Origin of the sequence: Amycolatopsis sp. NBC_00355 (genome assembly GCF_036104975.1) — a bacterium.
Classification (GTDB): domain Bacteria; phylum Actinomycetota; class Actinomycetes; order Mycobacteriales; family Pseudonocardiaceae; genus Amycolatopsis.
This window is the reverse complement of sequence record NZ_CP107982.1, coordinates 7653931-7668665: the sequence shown is the minus strand read 5'-3', so window position 1 is coordinate 7668665 and position 14735 is coordinate 7653931. Positions and strand designations below refer to the sequence as shown.

The 14735-nt window shown below is 69.1% G+C and carries 16 protein-coding genes and 1 pseudogene; 7 read left to right on the top strand and 10 right to left on the bottom strand.

All coding sequences use genetic code 11. The annotated features are described in order from the left end of the window. Positions 1-71: 71 nt before the first annotated feature. On the top strand, positions 72-1139 hold the full coding sequence (locus OHS18_RS35280) for a beta family protein (RefSeq protein WP_328613695.1): 1068 nt from the start codon (positions 72-74) through the stop codon (positions 1137-1139). 9 nt (positions 1140-1148) lie between these two features. Here OHS18_RS35280 and OHS18_RS35275 read toward each other — a convergent pair whose 3' ends face one another. The 3 genes from OHS18_RS35275 to OHS18_RS35265 form a co-directional block, all read right to left on the bottom strand. Further along, a complete protein-coding gene (locus tag OHS18_RS35275; RefSeq protein ID WP_328445215.1) occupies positions 1149-1811 on the bottom strand; it encodes a GH12 family glycosyl hydrolase domain-containing protein in 663 nt (220 codons plus the stop codon). Positions 1812-1821: 10 nt separating this feature from the next. Next, positions 1822-1977: a hypothetical protein gene (locus tag OHS18_RS35270; protein ID WP_328613694.1), complete on the bottom strand. Its 156-nt coding sequence runs from the start codon at positions 1975-1977 to the stop codon at positions 1822-1824. Positions 1978-2092: 115 nt separating this feature from the next. Further along, positions 2093-2737 carry a TetR/AcrR family transcriptional regulator gene (locus OHS18_RS35265; protein WP_328445219.1) on the bottom strand — a complete coding sequence of 215 codons (645 nt, stop codon included), beginning with the start codon at positions 2735-2737 and terminating at the stop codon, positions 2093-2095. A gap of 180 nt (positions 2738-2917) precedes the next feature. On the opposite strand from OHS18_RS35265, the gene OHS18_RS35260 reads away from it, so the two are divergent. From OHS18_RS35260 to OHS18_RS35250, 3 genes are read left to right on the top strand one after another with little or no spacing between them, the layout of a single operon-like run. Further along, a complete protein-coding gene (locus OHS18_RS35260; protein ID WP_328445221.1) occupies positions 2918-4150 on the top strand; it encodes a cytochrome P450 in 1233 nt (410 codons plus the stop codon). Between the two features lie 13 nt (positions 4151-4163). Further along, a complete protein-coding gene (locus OHS18_RS35255; protein ID WP_328613693.1) occupies positions 4164-5369 on the top strand; it encodes a cytochrome P450 in 1206 nt (401 codons plus the stop codon). A gap of 39 nt (positions 5370-5408) precedes the next feature. Next, on the top strand, positions 5409-5603 hold the full coding sequence (locus tag OHS18_RS35250) for a ferredoxin (protein ID WP_328445224.1): 195 nt from the start codon (positions 5409-5411) through the stop codon (positions 5601-5603). Positions 5604-5662: 59 nt separating this feature from the next. Here the strand turns inward: OHS18_RS35250 and OHS18_RS35245 are convergent. The 5 genes and pseudogenes from OHS18_RS35245 to OHS18_RS35225 form a co-directional block, all read right to left on the bottom strand. Next, positions 5663-6735 (bottom strand): annotated as a pseudogene (locus OHS18_RS35245) (ABC transporter ATP-binding protein). Positions 6736-6737: 2 nt separating this feature from the next. Further along, entirely contained in the window at positions 6738-7610 is an 873-nt protein-coding gene (locus tag OHS18_RS35240; RefSeq protein ID WP_328613692.1) for a carbohydrate ABC transporter permease, read from the bottom strand. Further along, complete coding sequence (locus tag OHS18_RS35235) at positions 7607-8539, bottom strand: carbohydrate ABC transporter permease (RefSeq protein WP_328613691.1); 933 nt, start codon at positions 8537-8539, stop codon at positions 7607-7609. The genes OHS18_RS35240 and OHS18_RS35235 overlap by 4 nt, the downstream gene beginning before the upstream one ends. Continuing rightward, positions 8539-9879 carry an ABC transporter substrate-binding protein gene (locus OHS18_RS35230; RefSeq protein WP_328445230.1) on the bottom strand — a complete coding sequence of 447 codons (1341 nt, stop codon included), beginning with the start codon at positions 9877-9879 and terminating at the stop codon, positions 8539-8541. Before OHS18_RS35230 ends, OHS18_RS35235 begins: the two co-directional genes overlap by 1 nt. Further along, positions 9866-10870 carry a zinc-dependent alcohol dehydrogenase family protein gene (locus tag OHS18_RS35225; protein WP_328445232.1) on the bottom strand — a complete coding sequence of 335 codons (1005 nt, stop codon included), beginning with the start codon at positions 10868-10870 and terminating at the stop codon, positions 9866-9868. The genes OHS18_RS35230 and OHS18_RS35225 overlap by 14 nt, the downstream gene beginning before the upstream one ends. Positions 10871-10998: 128 nt before the next feature. Here OHS18_RS35225 and OHS18_RS35220 point away from each other — a divergent pair, with 128 nt between their 5' ends. Further along, on the top strand, positions 10999-11979 hold the full coding sequence (locus tag OHS18_RS35220) for a sugar-binding transcriptional regulator (RefSeq protein ID WP_328613690.1): 981 nt from the start codon (positions 10999-11001) through the stop codon (positions 11977-11979). 185 nt (positions 11980-12164) lie between these two features. Continuing rightward, positions 12165-12851, top strand: a complete 687-nt coding sequence (locus OHS18_RS35215) for a hypothetical protein (protein ID WP_328445236.1) — start codon at positions 12165-12167, stop codon at positions 12849-12851. On the opposite strand, the gene OHS18_RS35210 is transcribed toward OHS18_RS35215, so the two are convergent. Continuing rightward, the gene (locus OHS18_RS35210) at positions 12742-13065 is read right to left on the bottom strand and encodes a winged helix-turn-helix transcriptional regulator (protein WP_328613689.1); all 324 of its coding nucleotides are present in this window, start codon (positions 13063-13065) and stop codon (positions 12742-12744) included. The genes OHS18_RS35215 and OHS18_RS35210 overlap by 110 nt on opposite strands. A gap of 68 nt (positions 13066-13133) precedes the next feature. Here OHS18_RS35210 and OHS18_RS35205 point away from each other — a divergent pair, with 68 nt between their 5' ends. Continuing rightward, positions 13134-13688, top strand: a complete 555-nt coding sequence (locus OHS18_RS35205) for an NADPH-dependent F420 reductase (RefSeq protein WP_328613688.1) — start codon at positions 13134-13136, stop codon at positions 13686-13688. On the opposite strand, the gene OHS18_RS35200 is transcribed toward OHS18_RS35205, so the two are convergent. Then, on the bottom strand, positions 13674-14717 hold the full coding sequence (locus tag OHS18_RS35200; protein ID WP_328613687.1) for a C45 family peptidase: 1044 nt from the start codon (positions 14715-14717) through the stop codon (positions 13674-13676). The genes OHS18_RS35205 and OHS18_RS35200 overlap by 15 nt on opposite strands. Between the last annotated feature and the right edge of the window lie 18 nt (positions 14718-14735).

Genomic DNA, 14735 nt, shown 5'->3' with positions numbered 1-14735 from the left:
TCTCGAACGGGACATCTCGATCTATCGTTGATGAGTAACCGGACTCTCACTTGGCGTGATCGAGGGGTGTCGTGGACGCTCATGACAGCATCGCAACCCTGGTCGCCTTGCGCGCGAAAGGCGGCGAGCTGACCGCGTTGCGAGCACTTTCGCACCCCGATCAGGTCCGGCAGGTCCAGCCGTTGCTCCAGTTCGATCCCCACGGCAGCGCTCCGGCGAGCCAGCTGGACGCGATCGAAGCTGCCGTCCGCGACCTGCGACGCCTCGGCCGGCACGTCATGCTGGATGCGTCCGAGGTCGCGGGCCTGCCGGCGTTCGGGACCGGGCCGACCGGCGCGCTCGGCCAGATGACCGACCGCCTGGCCGACCCGGTGGACCTCCTCGACGGGCCGGGTCCGATCGCGTTCATCCCCGTGGTCCGCAGCGACGCCGCGGAACAGCCGGCCGTCGCACTGGGCCGCCTGTGCCACGAGCTCGGGGCCGGCTGCGCGTTCCGCGTCCGGTCGGCCACAGCGGGGCGCGACAACATCGAACGGATCATCGAGCGGCTCGACCTCGATACCGACCGGATCGACCTGATCCTCGATCTGCAGTACCTCGACAAGGCGACAACGTCGCAGCTCGACGAAGCCGCGGCCATCCTGGCCGTGTTCGCGGAACTCGGCGAGTTCCGATCCGTGAGTTTGCTGAGCGGTTCGATCCCACGGACTCTCGCACAGACCTCGACGTGGGAGCAGCCCCGAACCGAGGAAACCCTCTGGGCGAACCTGGTCCGAGCGGCCGCCGCGGACCTTCGGCTGGGTGACTACGGCACAGTGCACCCGATTCCTGGCGGCGGCTTCCGCAGCAACCACGTCGCCATGAAGTACACCTGTCCGGACCACTGGCTCTATTCGCGGGAGCGGATGCCGGAACCGGATGACCGCGCCGCCGATTCACCACGTGCCGGTGCGTTCCGGATCGTGTGCCGGCACCTGATCGAGTCGGACAACTTCGCCGGGCCGGACTTCTCGTGGGGCGACCGCGAGATCCACGAGGCCGCCACCGGCCGGGGTCGAGGCTTCGGTGACAGCAGCAAGCCCGTCGCGCTGGCGACCTCGCACCACCTGGCCTACCTGGCCGGCCGCAGTGCGGCTTGACCCAGCCCGCTAACTCATCGTCACCGAGAAGTCCGTCAGCGTGAACCTCGCCTTGCCGCCGCCTGTGGAACAGAACTCGATGCCGTAGCCGATCTGGTTGACCGTGGGGTTCGGCGGGATGAAGCCCTTGCCGATGCCCCAGGCGATCATCGCCTTCAGGTCCACCGCGCCCGAGTACTGCGTCGCCTGGGACACGAACGCGATGTAGCCGTCGTCGTCCGCCCAGACGTCGTACGTGTGGCCGCCCGCCGAGTACGTCCCGACCTTGTCGCCCGACGGCTGCTGCTTGAGGTTCTCCGTCCAGACCATCACCTCGGTCACGCCCTTGCCGTCGCCGACGCCGTTGAGCCAGAGGTCGTACGCGACGTCGTAGATGCCCGTGCCCGGGCCGCGGCCGGCGAACTTCGAGCTGATCACCGAATAGTCGTTGAACGGCTTTCCGTTCTGGTCGTTGATGTCCTTGTGCACGTTCGGATAGGTTTTCACCGACGTCGTCGACGGCTGGGTGGAATCCACATACCAATTGTTGTACGCGCACGCACGCAGCGTTTCCGGGCCGGCCTCGTCGGAGTTCCACATGTTGTTGTGGACGTAGTAGCCGCCCGTCGACCAGCCGCCGTCGGGGTCGCTCGTGGTGAAATCCGGGCTGCCGCAGTTGCGGACCGGCGTCACCGACGGCGCACTAGGCGCAGGTCGGGACGCACTTTTCGGGACCGACGCCGGCGGCGCGACGGTGCCGCTGGTCGTCACCGGCGATGACGCCGGAGGTGACGACCACGACGACGACGCGACGGGCGATACCGCGGCCGGAGCCGCCGAGCCGCCGTCCTGCCCGCACGCGGCGAGCACGAAGAAGGGAACTACCGACAAAACAGCCAGGGTTCTTCGTCGCATTTTCCCGCCTCGTCAACAATGGCAGAACGAGGCGGAACCCTAACACGGGGAAATGACGATCAGCCGCTTTCTGGATCCAGGTCGTGCGACGTGATCGGGCGGCCCGGCAGCGGCGTTCCCGGCCGCGCGCTCAGCCCGTCGATCATGATGCCCACGCAGCGGCTCGCCGCCATCGCCGCGACCTCGTCCGTCTTCGCGTGCATCTGACGCAGCATCGTCGCGAACAGGATCGCGACGTCGCCCGCGCCGACGTCCGCGCGGAGCTTGCCCTCGGCCTGGGCGCCGCGGACGAAGTCGTCGAGGACCACGAGGATCTCGTCACGGAGGCGGTGGATCTCCGGGTCGCCCTTCAGGATCACCAGGGCCCGGTGCGACACCATCGCGAGCTGGACGACCAGTTGCAGCTCGACCGACTGCCGCAGCAGCCGCTCGAGCCCGTTCCACGGCGATGTCTCCTCTGCGGCGATCCGGCGCGCGTCGATCAGCACCCGCTCGAAGTTGTCCAACGCGACCGCGCGGACCAGGGCGTCGCGGTCCGGGAACCGCCGGTAGAGCGTGCCGACGCCGACGCCGGCCGCCCGGGCGATCTCCTCCATCGGCACTTCGGCACCGGACGCGGCGAAGATGCTCTTCGCGGCGGCCAGGATCTGGTCGCGGTTGCGCCGCGCGTCCGCCCGCAGGCTGGTCTCGGGGTCTGCCGTCATGCCGTTCGCCTCTCGCTGAATCTGGCGCGGGGTGATTCTCGCACGGTCAGGCGGCCACATAGTGCATCCGCAAGATGTCACCCGTTAGCTAGTGGACGATGTCCTTCCGCTTCGGTACGTTGGGATCTAGAACCGGAATGTAATCCTCCACATACTTTCCGTCCGATTTGGGGATCCGAAATGACCGAAGTCGCCGAACCCACCACGAGCGCGACCGGGGAAGAGGTCTTCCCGCTCGTGCGCAGCTGCCCGTTCGCGCCGCCACCGGCGTACGGGAAGCTGCGCGAAGCAGGCCCCGTCCAGCGCGTCGGGCTGCAGTCCGGTCAGGAGGCCTGGGCGATCACCCGGCTCGAGGACGTCCGGCAGATGCTGACCGACCCGCGGTTCAGCTCCGACCGGTTCAACCCGGGCTTCCCGATCCTGACCAAGCAGGGGCGCCCGGTGCGGCGGAGCAACTTCACCGCGTCGCTGATCAACATGGACCCGCCGCGGCACGGCGCGGCCCGGCGCGAGGTCGTGGGTGAGTTCACGGTCAAGCGGATGAAGGCGCTCCAGCCGCGCATCCAGCAGATCGTCGACGAGCACATCGACGCGATCCTGGCCGGCTCGAAGCCCGCCGACCTGGTCACCGCGCTGTCGCTGCCGGTGCCGTCGCTGGTCATCTGCGAGCTGCTCGGTGTCCCGTACGCCGACCACGACTTCTTCCAGGTCCGCAGCTCGACGCTGCTCAACCGGGACGTCGAGCAGGACGAGCGGATCAAGGCCCTCGACGAGCTGCAGAGCTACCTCGACCAGCTGGTCACCAAGAAGGAGACCGAGCCGGCCGACGACCTGCTCAGCCGCCAGATCGCCAAGCAGCGCGAGGAGCACGGCGAAGCCGACCACGACTCGCTCGTCTCCCTGGCGTTCCTGCTGCTCATCGCCGGGCACGAGACGACGGCGAACATGATCTCGCTCGGCACCGTCGCGCTGCTGGAGAACCCGGACCAGCTCGAGCTGATCAAGAACGACCCGGGCAAGACGCTCGACGCCGTCGAGGAGCTGCTCCGGTACTTCACGATCGCCGAGTTCGCGACGTCGCGCGTCGCCACCGAGGACCTCGAGATCGGCGGCCAGCTGATCCGCGAGGGCGAGGGCGTGCTCGGCCTCAGCTACTCCGGCAACCGCGACCCGGAGGCGTTCGACAACCCGGACGAGCTGGACCTGGAGCGCGGCGCGCGCCACCACGTCGCGTTCGGCTTCGGGCCGCACCAGTGCCTCGGCCAGAACCTGGCCCGGATGGAGCTGCAGATCGTGTTCGACACGCTCTTCCGCCGCATCCCGGAGCTGAAGCTGGCCGTGCCGGTCGAGCAGCTGCCGTTCAAGCACGACTCGTCGATCTTCGGTCTGTACTGCCTGCCCGTGACCTGGTGAAAGAGGGGAAATCATGACGACAGTCGAGGAGCCGGTCCACCAGTTCCCGATGACCCGCACGTGCCCGTTCTCGCCGCCGCCCGCCTACCAGGAGATCCGCGACGAGGAGCCGATCACCCGCGTCGGGCTCCCCGACGGCGGCCGGGCCTGGGTCGTCAGCCGGCACGAGGACGTCCGGACCGTGCTGAACGACCGGCGGTTCAGCGCCGACCGGCAGCACCCGGACTTCCCGCAGCTCGTGGTCGGCGGGTTCCGCCGCCGAGGCGACGAACGCACCATGATCACCATGGACGCGCCCGAGCACGGGCCGGCCCGCAAGGCCGTGCTCGGCGAGTTCACCGTGCGCCGGATGGAGGCGCTGCGGCCGCGGATCCAGGAGATCGTGGACGGGCAGATCGACGCGCTGCTGGCCGGGCCGAACCCCGGCGACCTCGTCGAGGCGCTGTCGCTGCCGGTGCCGTCGCTGGTGATCTGCGAGATGCTCGGGGTGCCCTACTCCCAGCACGACTTCTTCCAGACCCACACGGCGAAGCTGATCAAGCGCTCGACGTCGCCCGAGGAGCGGCGGGCGGCGTTCGACACCGTCCGCGGCTACATGGAGGAGCTCATCGCGGAGAAGGAGGCGAACCCGCCGGACGACCTGCTCGGCCGGCAGATCGTCAAGCTCCGCGAAGACGGCACCTACCGGCGTGCTTCGCTGGCCGCGACCGGCTTCCTGCTGCTGGTGGCCGGGCACGAGACGACGGCGAACATGATCTCGCTGTCGACGGTGGCGCTGCTCCGGAACCCGGAGCAGCTCGCGATGTTGAAGGCCGACCCGGGCAAGACGCTCGACGCCGTCGAGGAGTTGCTGCGCTACTGGACGATCGTCGACGCGGCCACCGCGCGGCTGTGCGTCGAGGACGTCGAGCTCGGCGGGCAGCTGATCCGGGCCGGCGAGGGTGTGCTCGCGCTGGGCTACGCGGCCAACCGCGACCCCGGAGCGTTCGAGAACCCGGACGAGCTGGACATCGACCGCGGCGCGCGCCACCACGTCGCGTTCGGCTTCGGGCCGCACCAGTGCCTCGGCCAGAACCTGGCGCGGATGGAACTGCAGATCGTCTTCGACACGCTGTTCCGGCGGATTCCGTCGCTGAAACTGGCAGTTCCCGTGGAAGAACTGCCGTTCAAGGACGACGCGAACATCTACGGGCTGTACCGGCTGCCGGTCACCTGGTAGAGATCGACCGGACGGCCCTCCCACCACAGGAGAAGAACCATGAAGATCATCGCGGACACCGGCAAGTGCGTCGGCGCGGGTCAGTGCGTGCTCACCGAGCCCGCGCTGTTCGACCAGAGCGAGGACGACGGCACGGTCATCGTGCTCGACGACCAGCCGCAGGGCGAGCTGATCGAGAAGGCCCGTGAAGCGGTGCACGTCTGCCCCAGCCAGGCCCTCTCCCTGGAGGAGTGACGTTCCGTGAAGGCCTCCTTCAGGGACTCTGAGTCCCTCAAGGAGGCCTTCACGGACATCTAGCTCAGGCGCAGGGTCGTTTCCGGGTTGAAGGCGTGGGTCTCGCCTTCGCCGCGCAATGCCACGCGGACGTTGTCGCCCATGCGGGGTGGCCGGCGGCCGTCGACGCGGACCACGAAACGGTCGTCGCCGACCTTGCCGTGCAGGTAGGCGTCCGCGCCCAGTTCCTCGACCAGCTCCACCACCAGCTCGAAGCCGCCTTCGGCGACCAGTTCCAGGGACTCCGGGCGGACGCCGAACGTGACCTCGCGCAACCCGGCGGCCGCGGTGAGCACCGACCGCGGCAGCGGCAGGACGACGTCGCCCAGCCGGACGCCGCCGTCCGTCAGCGGCAGCAGAGCCAGGTTCATCGCCGGCGAGCCGATGAAACCCGCCACGAACGAATTCGTCGGGTTGTCGTACAGCTCCCGCGGCGACGCGCACTGCTGCAACCGGCCGTCGCGCAGGACCGCCACCCGATCGCCCATCGTCATCGCCTCGACCTGGTCGTGCGTGACGTAGATGGTCGTCGTGCCGAGGCGCCGCTGCAGCTGAGCGATGTTCGCGCGGGTCTCCACCCGCAACTTCGCGTCCAAATTGGACAGTGGCTCGTCCATCAGGAACACGCTCGGCTCGCGCACGATCGCCCGGCCCATCGCGACGCGCTGCCGCTGCCCGCCGGACAACGCTTTCGGCTTGCGGTCGAGAAACCGCGTCAGTCCAGCATCGCGGCGGCCTCGCCCACCCGAGCCGCGATGTCCTCTTTGGACATCCCTCGCAGCTCCAGCGCGAAGCCCATGTTGCCGGCCACCGTCATGTGCGGGTACAGCGCGTAGGACTGGAACACCATCGCGATGTCCCGGTCCTTCGGCGGCAGGCCCGTGACGTCGCGATCGCCGATGCGGACGGCGCCTTCGTCGACGTCCTCCAGCCCGGCCAGCATCCGCAACGCCGTCGACTTGCCCGAACCGGACGGTCCGACCAGCACGAGGAACTCGCCGTCCGGCACCGAAAGGTCGAGCTGGTCGACCGCCTTCACCGACGACACGCCCGGGTAGATCCGCGACGCCTTCTCGTAGCTGACTGCTGCCATGACTACTTCACCGCTCCCATCGACAGGCCCCGGACGAGGTGGTTCTGCGCGAACCAGCCGACGATCATCACCGGCAGCGAAGCCAGCAGCGCGGCCGCGGACAGCTGGGCCCAGTACAGGCCCTCGCTCGTGATGAACCCGACGAGGAACACCGGCACGGTGCCGGCGCGCGCCGCCGTCAGGTTGACCGCGTAGAAGAACTCGGTCCAGGAGAAGATCACGCAGATCAGCGCGGTCGCCGCGATCCCCGGCGCGACCACCGGCATGATGATCCGGCGCAGCAGCGTCGGCAGGTTCGCGCCGTCGATCCGGCCGGCCTCGATCATCTCGTGCGGCACTTCGAGGAAGAACGACCGCATCATCCAGATGGCCAGCGGCAGGTTCATCGACGTGTAGAGGATGATCAACGCCCACACCGTGTCCAGCAGCTCGGTGTTCTGGGAGATGATGTACAGCGGGATGATCGCCGCGACGATCGGCAGCATCTTCGTCGAGAGGAAGAAGCCCAGCGCGTTCGACGTCTTCTTCACCGGCGCCAGCGACAGCGCGTACGCCGCCGGGATGCCGAGCAGCAGCACCAAGAGCGTCGAGATCACCGTGACGAACGCCGAGTTCGCCACGTAGGGCAGGAACCCGCCCTTCAGGACGTTCGCGATCTGGTCGAACGTCGGGCTGAAGAACAGCTTCGGCGGGTCGGTGTAGGCGTCGGACTCCTGCTTGAACGCCGTGAGGATCATCCACAGCAAGGGGAAGACGAACAGGATCGCGATCACCCAGGTGACGACGGTGAGCGCGCCCGGGCCGAGCTTGCGCTTCGGCTTGCGGGCGGGAGCCGCGGTGCCGGCCGTCGAGGGGCGGGTCTCCAGGGTGGTCATTTGATGCCTCCGTCCACCGAGAACGTCCGGAACATCAAGCGCAGCGCGAAGGTCGCGACGATCATCGTCAGGATCACGACGATCACGCCCATCGCCGACGACTGGCCGACGTCGAAGCCTTCGAACGCGCGCTGGTAGATGTAGTACGGCAGGTTGGTGCTGGACACGCCCGGCCCGCCCTGCGTCATCAGGAAGATCGCGTCGAAGCTGTTCACGATGTAGATCGCGCCCAGCAGCGTCGCCAGCTGCAGGAACCGCGACAGGTGCGGCAGGGTGATGGAGACGAACGTCCGCCAGCGGCTCGCGCCGTCGACCGAAGCGGCTTCCAGGACCTCTTTGGACTGGCTCTGCAACCCGGCCAGGATCAGCAGCATCATGAACGGCGTCCACTGCCACACGATCTGGGCCATCACCGAAGCCAGCGGGAACTGCGAAAGCCAGTCGGTGTCGGTGCCGAAGACGAAGTGCAGCAACCCGTAGGTCGGGTCGAACATCGTCGTCTTCCACAGCAGCGCGCCGGCCGCCGGCAGGATCAGGAACGGCGTGATCAGCAGCGTGCGGACGAAACCGCGGCCCATGAACTTCCGGTCCAGCAGGATCGCCAGGCCGAGGCCGAGCAGCAGCGCGACGAGCACGCAGACCACGGTCAGCAGCACCGTGTTCAGCAGCGCGACCAGGAACGTCGTGTCACTGAAGACGTCGATGTAGTTGTCCAGGCCGACGAAGTGCCGCGAACCCGGCCGGACCAGGTTCCAGGACTGGAACGAGTAGAACACGGTCAGCAGGAACGGCAGCTGCGTCACGGCGACGACGAAGAGCAACGCCGGCAGCAGCGGCAGGCGCCGCTTGGCCGCGGTGCTCAGTCCCTTCTTTTCCGCGGCCTTCGCGTGGGTGTGAGAGGTGGGGGTTTCTACGGAGAGCGTGGACATCACTGCACCGCCTTGTAGGAGTCGCCCACTGTCCGGGCGTAATCCTGGGACTGCTTCAGGGCGTCGTCGACCGACTCGCGGCCGGCGATCGCCGCCGAAAGCTGCTGACTCACCCGGGTGCCCAGGTCCTGGAACTCGGGGATGCCGACGAACTGGATGCCGGGGTAGGGCACCGGGTTCGCCATGGCCTTCTCCTGGTTCGCGTCCGCGATGCCGTCGAGTGTCGGTTTCGCGTAGGCCTGCGCGGCCTTGGCGTAGTCGGGGATGTCGTAAGTGGACTGACGCACGCCCGGCGGGACGCGGTTCCAGCCGTAGGTCGCCCCGACCTTCTGCACGTACGCCTTGTCGGTCATCCAGGCCATGAACTTCCAGGCCGCGTCCTTGTCCTTGGCCACCTTGGGGATGCCGAGGGCCCAGGTGTAGAGCCAGCCGCTGGCCTGCGTCTTGACGACCGGCGCCGGCGCGTACCCCGACTTGCCGACGATCTTGCTGCTCGACGGGTCCTCGTTGGTGCCCGCCATGACCGTGGCGTCGTACCACATCGCCGCGTTGCCCTGCGTGTAGCGCGTGCCGCACTCGGAGAACCCGGCACTGGAGGCGCCGACCTCACCGTGGTCGCGGATCAGGTTGACGTAGAAGTTCGCGGCGTCCTTGAACTCCGGCGACGTCAGCTTGGCGTTCCAGTCCTTGTCGAAGTACTGCGCGCCGAAGGTGTTGGCCACCGTGGAAAACGGCGCGAGGCTCTCGCCCCAGCCCGGCTTGCCGCGCAGGCAGATGCCGGCGACGCCGTTGGCCTTGTCGTCCAGCTTCGCGGCGAAGTCCGCGACCTGCTGCCACGTCGGTTTGGCCGGCATGGTCAGCCCGGCCTTCTGGAAGAGGTCCTTGCGGTAGGCCAGGAACGACGACTCGCCGTAGAACGGCACCGCGTACATCTGGTTCTGGTACGACAGCGACTGCTTGATGCTGGGGATGAAGTCGCCCTCGTCGTAGCCTGGGGTGGCCGCCATGTGCGGTTCGAGGTTCTCGAGCCAGCCGTTGGCCGCCCACTGCGGGGCCTCGTAGTTGCTGATCATCACGACGTCGAACTCGCCGCCCTCGGTGGCGGTCGACGCGGTGATCTTGGCGCGGGCCTGGTTTTCCGGCAGCGAGACGAACTTGAGGGTGATCCCGGTGGCCTTCTCGAACTCGGGGGCGAGCGAGATCGCGTCCTTCATCTGCGGGTTGGACACGATCGCGATGACGAGCGTCGAGTTACCGGTGCCGACCGAGCCGGCGCCGGCACAGCCGGTGGCCAGCAGGGACGTCGCGGCGAGGAGGGTGAGCAGCTTACGCACGGCCACCTCCCGGGAGTACCTGCACCTTGAGGCCGGCGCCGCTGCGCATCTTGGCGAGCGCGTCCGGGTACTGCTCCAGTGGCAGCCGGTCCGTGAGCAGCTCGCCGGTGTTGATGGCGCCGCCGGCCACGAGGTCGAGCGCGGTGCCGTAGCTGTTCAGCACGGCCATCGAGCCGACGACGGTGATCTCGTCGTTGTAGATGCGGAACGGCGAAAGCGCGACGCGGGCTTCGGCCGGTGCGACGCCGAAGACGAGCAGCCGGCCGCCGCGGCGGATCGAGTCGAAAGCGGCTTCGATGGCCGGGGCGGCGCCGGTGCAGTCGACGGCGACGTCGAACTTCTCGCCGTTCAGCTCGCCGACGTCGGCCGCGGTGGCGACGGCGCCCAGCCGGCTCGCCCGCGGCAGCCGGTCCTTGTTGCGGTCGACCACGGTGACGTGGGCGCCGGCGCGCTGCAGCAGCTGCTGCATGATCAGGCCCATGGTGCCGGCGCCGACGACGAGGAAGCGCTCTCCGGCTTCGACGCCGACGCGGCGCACGCCGTGCACCGCGCAGGAAACCGGCTCGACCAGCGCGCCCTGCTCCCAGGTCATCGTGTCGGGCATCCGGTAGCAGTTGGCCGACGGGACGGCGACGAACTCCGCGAAGGCGCCGTCGACGGTGTCACCGGTGGCGTTCCAGTTCGCGCAGAGGTTGCCGTGGCCGGAGCGGCACGGGCCGCAGTAGCCGCAGAACAGGGACGGGTCGACGGCGACGCGGTCGCCGATCTCCCACCCGCCCGGCACGTCGTCGCCGAGCTCGACGATCTCCCCGGCGAACTCGTGACCGGGGACGATCGGGTACGGCGTCGGCGGGAAGTGGCCGTCGGCGATGTGCAGGTCGGTGCCGCAGATGCCGCACGCGCCCACCTTGATGACGACCTGTCGTTCCCCTGGTTTCGGATCGGGCACCTCGCCGACCCTGATCTCGCCGGGCCGGTCGATGATGGCGGCACGCATGCCTTGCCCCTTCCTCGCGCTCATATGAGCAACGTTGACCTGAAGCGTCGAGAGTTTGTTAAGGCATTACAGGTCTGACGTCGGTGTTACGTCAACCTTTCGGGCAGATTTCGCGTTATAGTGCTCATATGAGCACGTCCAAGAAGCAGCCGTCGCTGACCGAAGCCATGCTGCTCGCTACCGTCGCCCGGCGCTTCTACGTGCAAGGACGCTCCAAGCTGGAGATCGCCGACGAGTTCGACGTCAGCCGGTTCAAGGTCGCGCGGATGCTCGACACCGCAAGGGAGTCCGGACTGGTCCGGGTGGAGTTCGACCTGCCCGCACCGGTGGACCTGGCCCTGTCGGACGAGATCCGCTCGGCGTACGGCCTGGACCGGGCCCTCGTGCTCGAACGCTCAACCGAGCGGGAGCCGAAAGAAGTCGTCCGGGCCAGGATCGGCGCACTGGCCGCCCGGCTGCTCGAAGAGATCGTCACGACCGACGACATCCTCGGGCTTTCCTGGGCGCGTTCGGTGAACGCGCTGGCCGAGGCGATCCGGGCCCTGGCGCGCTGCCCGGTCGTCCAGCTCTGCGGCGTGCAGGCCGGGATGGACATGCGCGGCCGCTCGGTCGAGACGGTCAGCCGCGTGACGGCGGTGTCCGGCGGCGACGCCTACCCGATCTTCGGCCCGCTCGTGCTCCCGGACCGCCGCACGACCGAGACCCTGCGACGCCAGCCGGGCATCACCGAGACGTTCGGCCAGTTCCGGAACCTGACCAAAGCCGTGGTCAGCATCGGCGCGTGGCAGCCGGGCGAGTCGACCGTCTACGACGCGCTGGACGAGGCGGAGCGAGCGGCGATCGCGGCCCGCGGCGCGACGGCGGAGGTGGCGGCGCGCCTGTTCGACGCGTCCGGCAACGCGCTGTCGACCGGCTTGGCCCACCACGTGCTGGCGATCAGCCACGAGGAGCTGATGGCGGTGCCGGAGGTGATCGCTTTGGGTTACAGCAAGCCGAAAGCGTCGGCGGTGGACGCCGTGCTGCGGTCGGGCATGGTCTCGACCCTCATCACCGACGCCGCCGCGGCGGTCCCGCTCCTGGCCTTGGCCGCGAAGAACCCGCCGCGCTGAGCCCAAGACGCAGCTTTCGTAGGGAAAGATGCGTCTTTTGGGACGAGAGTTTCAGAATATGGGAAGATACTCCCCTGGGTGTAGGCCGCGCCCCGCATGCTGACCCAGTGGGCGTAGATCGCGTGCCGCGGGCTCCGGGGTTACGCCTGATGTGCCCGGGCCCCGCGCAGGCGAGCCTTGAAGCCGTGACCCGAACCAAGACTTCGCCGCGCTGGCGGCAGGCCGTCGTCTGGCTGCACGTCGTGTCGTCGGTCGCCTGGATGAGCCAGGCCCTCGCGCTGGTCGTGCTGATGTCGCTGGCCCTCACGCGGCCCGCGCAAGCCGGCGCCGCGACCTCGATGGCCGACCGGCTCGACTCCGTGCTCCTGGCCCCGATGGCGAACGTCTCCGCCTTCACCGGCCTCGTGCTCGCCGGCGCGACCGCGTGGGGCTACACCCGACACTGGTGGGTGCTCACGAAGCTCGTCCTGACGCTCATCCAGCTCTACGCCGGGATCTTCCTGCTCTCCCCCGCGCTCCGCGACGCCGCGGACACCGCCACCGTCGCCTGGCCGCAGATCGCCGGAGCCTCGCTGATGGCGAGCGCGTTGTCCTTCCAGGCGTGGCTTTCGATCGCGAAACCGTGGAAGAAAACGCCGTGGTCCCCCGCCGCGAAACCGCCGACCGCGCCGACCTGGGTGTTCGTCGCCGGGGTGGCCGCGCCCGCGTTCGACGTCGGCGCCGGGCTCCTCGCCGGCTACCCGCTGCCCGCGTTGTCGCTGGTCACGCTGGTCGTGCTCGGTTTTGAGCGGCGACGACGTCGTCGCCGTGCTCAGCCGCCCACCGCCCGAAGCCCTCGATCGGCTCCAGCAGTGTCTCCCCCAGCGGTGTGAGGACGTAGGCGTCTTCGGAGCGATCGAGGAGGCCGTCGGTCTCCAGGCGCCGCACGGTTTCCGTGAGCACCTTGGCGCTGATCCCGCCGATCGTGCGACGCAGTTCGCCGTGCCGGCGCGGTCCGTGCCGCAGCGCCCACAGCACCACCGGGTTCCACGTGTTGGCCACCAGGTCGAACGCGAGCCGCGTGCGGCAGTCGGCGAGAAAGTCCATGGTTACCTTTCGGTTCCTGCCGGGGCTCCTACCGTCGTGCTGGTACCAGCCAAGCACAAGGAGGACGGATGCGGATCGGGATCTTCGGCACGGGCGCGATGGCGACAGCCTTGGGCACGCGCTGGGCGGACGCCGGCCACGAGCTGCGAGTGGCCGGCCGTGGCAGGTGGGCGGAGGTGGCGGCGTTCGCGGACGCGCTGCTCCTGGCGATCCCCGCGGACGCCGTCTTCGAAGTCCTGCCGAAAGCGGGTCCCCTGGGCGGAAAGGTCCTGGTGGACTGCACCAACCAGCCCGGCCCGACCGGCACCGAGCCCCCGTCCGGCACCCCGGTGGCGACCCGGATCGCGGCCGCCGCGCCGGACGCGCACGTCGTCAAGGCGTTCAACCTGGCCCCGGCCGACGTCTGGCGCGAGCCGCCCGCGACGCTCACGGTCCCGCTCTGCGGCGACGACCCGGCGGCCCTCGACGCGGTCCGCACGCTGGTCCGCGACGTCGGCTGCACCCCGGTCCCCGGCGGCGGCCTGGACCGCGCACACCTGCTGGAGGCGACGGCGGCGTTCGCCATCGGCCTGTGGTTCGCGGGCGAAGACGCCCAGGCGATCCTGGTTTCAGCCGACGGCTGAGACGTTGCCTGCCGCGAGGTCCGAAGCCCGCGCCCGCAGGGGTGCGCCGCCGCGCGGGATGAGCGTCACCGTGCCGTCGGCCAAGTCCGTGACCAGCGTGCTCAACGTCAGCAACGGGTCGCCGGCGGTGGCGTCGCGGTGCACGTCGGTCGTCAGCGTGTCCGCCAGCCACTTCGCGTCCGGGGCGACCGGCGTCAGGTGCGCGCAGACCTCGGCACGGTTCAGGCTCTCCTCGTCGGCCGCGTCGAGGCTCGGCGGCAGCTGGCGGAAGTGGTTGGTGTGCCAGGAAAGCCCACTGCCCACAGTGGTCACGGCCGTCTCGTGGCCCGCCTTCTCGACCACCGTCACCCCGGCCGAACCGAGCTGGCCCATCGTGTACGCGAACCCGCCGGCGGAAGCGTGCGAGCGCAGCAGCGACACCGCTTCCGCCACGGTGGCGGCCCGTTGCGCCGACCGCGCCAGGAAGTGCCGCCCGGCGCACGGCGACGGCGCGACGACCTTGACGCTGTCGATCCCCCACACCAGTCCATGCGTGGTGAGCGTGAACGTGTTGGCCGGCAGGAAACCCGGGTACCACCAGACGCAGACGCCGGGTTCGCCGTCGATCAGCAGGGTCAGCAGGCGGCCGAGGCCGTCGAACACCGGCGCGCCGTCTTCGTTGTGGCCGAGCAGGCTCCGGGCGCCGACCCACGCGAAGTCGGTGCAGCCGGTGCCGTCGCCGGTGCCCAGGTCGCCACGCAGGTTGGCCAGCAGCAGGTCGTCGAACGGCACCCCGGCGCCGAGAGCCAACGCGGTCAGTTCGGCGTAGGCGTCCGGGTGCTCGACCTGCGACGCCGATTCGATCGCCCGGAACAGCACCGGCGACCGCCGTGCCCGTCCGGCGACCGGCCAGGACGGCAGTCCGTCGAGGACGGTCCGGATGTCGTCGGCCGCATACGCGCCCAGTTCACGGAAGGCGGCGTCGCGCGGACCGCGGACGATCGTCCAGCGCACGTCACCGACCTGGTGCTCCACGACCGTCGCCGCCATGCGCTCACGATGCCTGAG

Excerpts from the sequence above, each read along its gene's own strand:
- OHS18_RS35265 (WP_328445219.1), bottom strand. The coding sequence starts at position 2,737 with ATGACGGCAGACCCCGAGACCAGCCTGCGGGCGGACGCGCGGCGCAAC.
- OHS18_RS35260 (WP_328445221.1), top strand. The coding sequence starts at position 2,918 with ATGACCGAAGTCGCCGAACCCACCACGAGCGCGACCGGGGAAGAGGTC.
- OHS18_RS35255 (WP_328613693.1), top strand. The coding sequence starts at position 4,164 with ATGACGACAGTCGAGGAGCCGGTCCACCAGTTCCCGATGACCCGCACG.
- OHS18_RS35250 (WP_328445224.1), top strand. The coding sequence starts at position 5,409 with ATGAAGATCATCGCGGACACCGGCAAGTGCGTCGGCGCGGGTCAGTGC.
- OHS18_RS35240 (WP_328613692.1), bottom strand. The coding sequence starts at position 7,610 with ATGACCACCCTGGAGACCCGCCCCTCGACGGCCGGCACCGCGGCTCCC.
- OHS18_RS35235 (WP_328613691.1), bottom strand. The coding sequence starts at position 8,539 with ATGTCCACGCTCTCCGTAGAAACCCCCACCTCTCACACCCACGCGAAG.
- OHS18_RS35225 (WP_328445232.1), bottom strand. The coding sequence starts at position 10,870 with ATGCGTGCCGCCATCATCGACCGGCCCGGCGAGATCAGGGTCGGCGAG.
- OHS18_RS35220 (WP_328613690.1), top strand. The coding sequence starts at position 10,999 with ATGAGCACGTCCAAGAAGCAGCCGTCGCTGACCGAAGCCATGCTGCTC.
- OHS18_RS35210 (WP_328613689.1), bottom strand. The coding sequence starts at position 13,065 with ATGGACTTTCTCGCCGACTGCCGCACGCGGCTCGCGTTCGACCTGGTG.
- OHS18_RS35205 (WP_328613688.1), top strand. The coding sequence starts at position 13,134 with ATGCGGATCGGGATCTTCGGCACGGGCGCGATGGCGACAGCCTTGGGC.
- OHS18_RS35200 (WP_328613687.1), bottom strand. The coding sequence starts at position 14,717 with ATGGCGGCGACGGTCGTGGAGCACCAGGTCGGTGACGTGCGCTGGACG.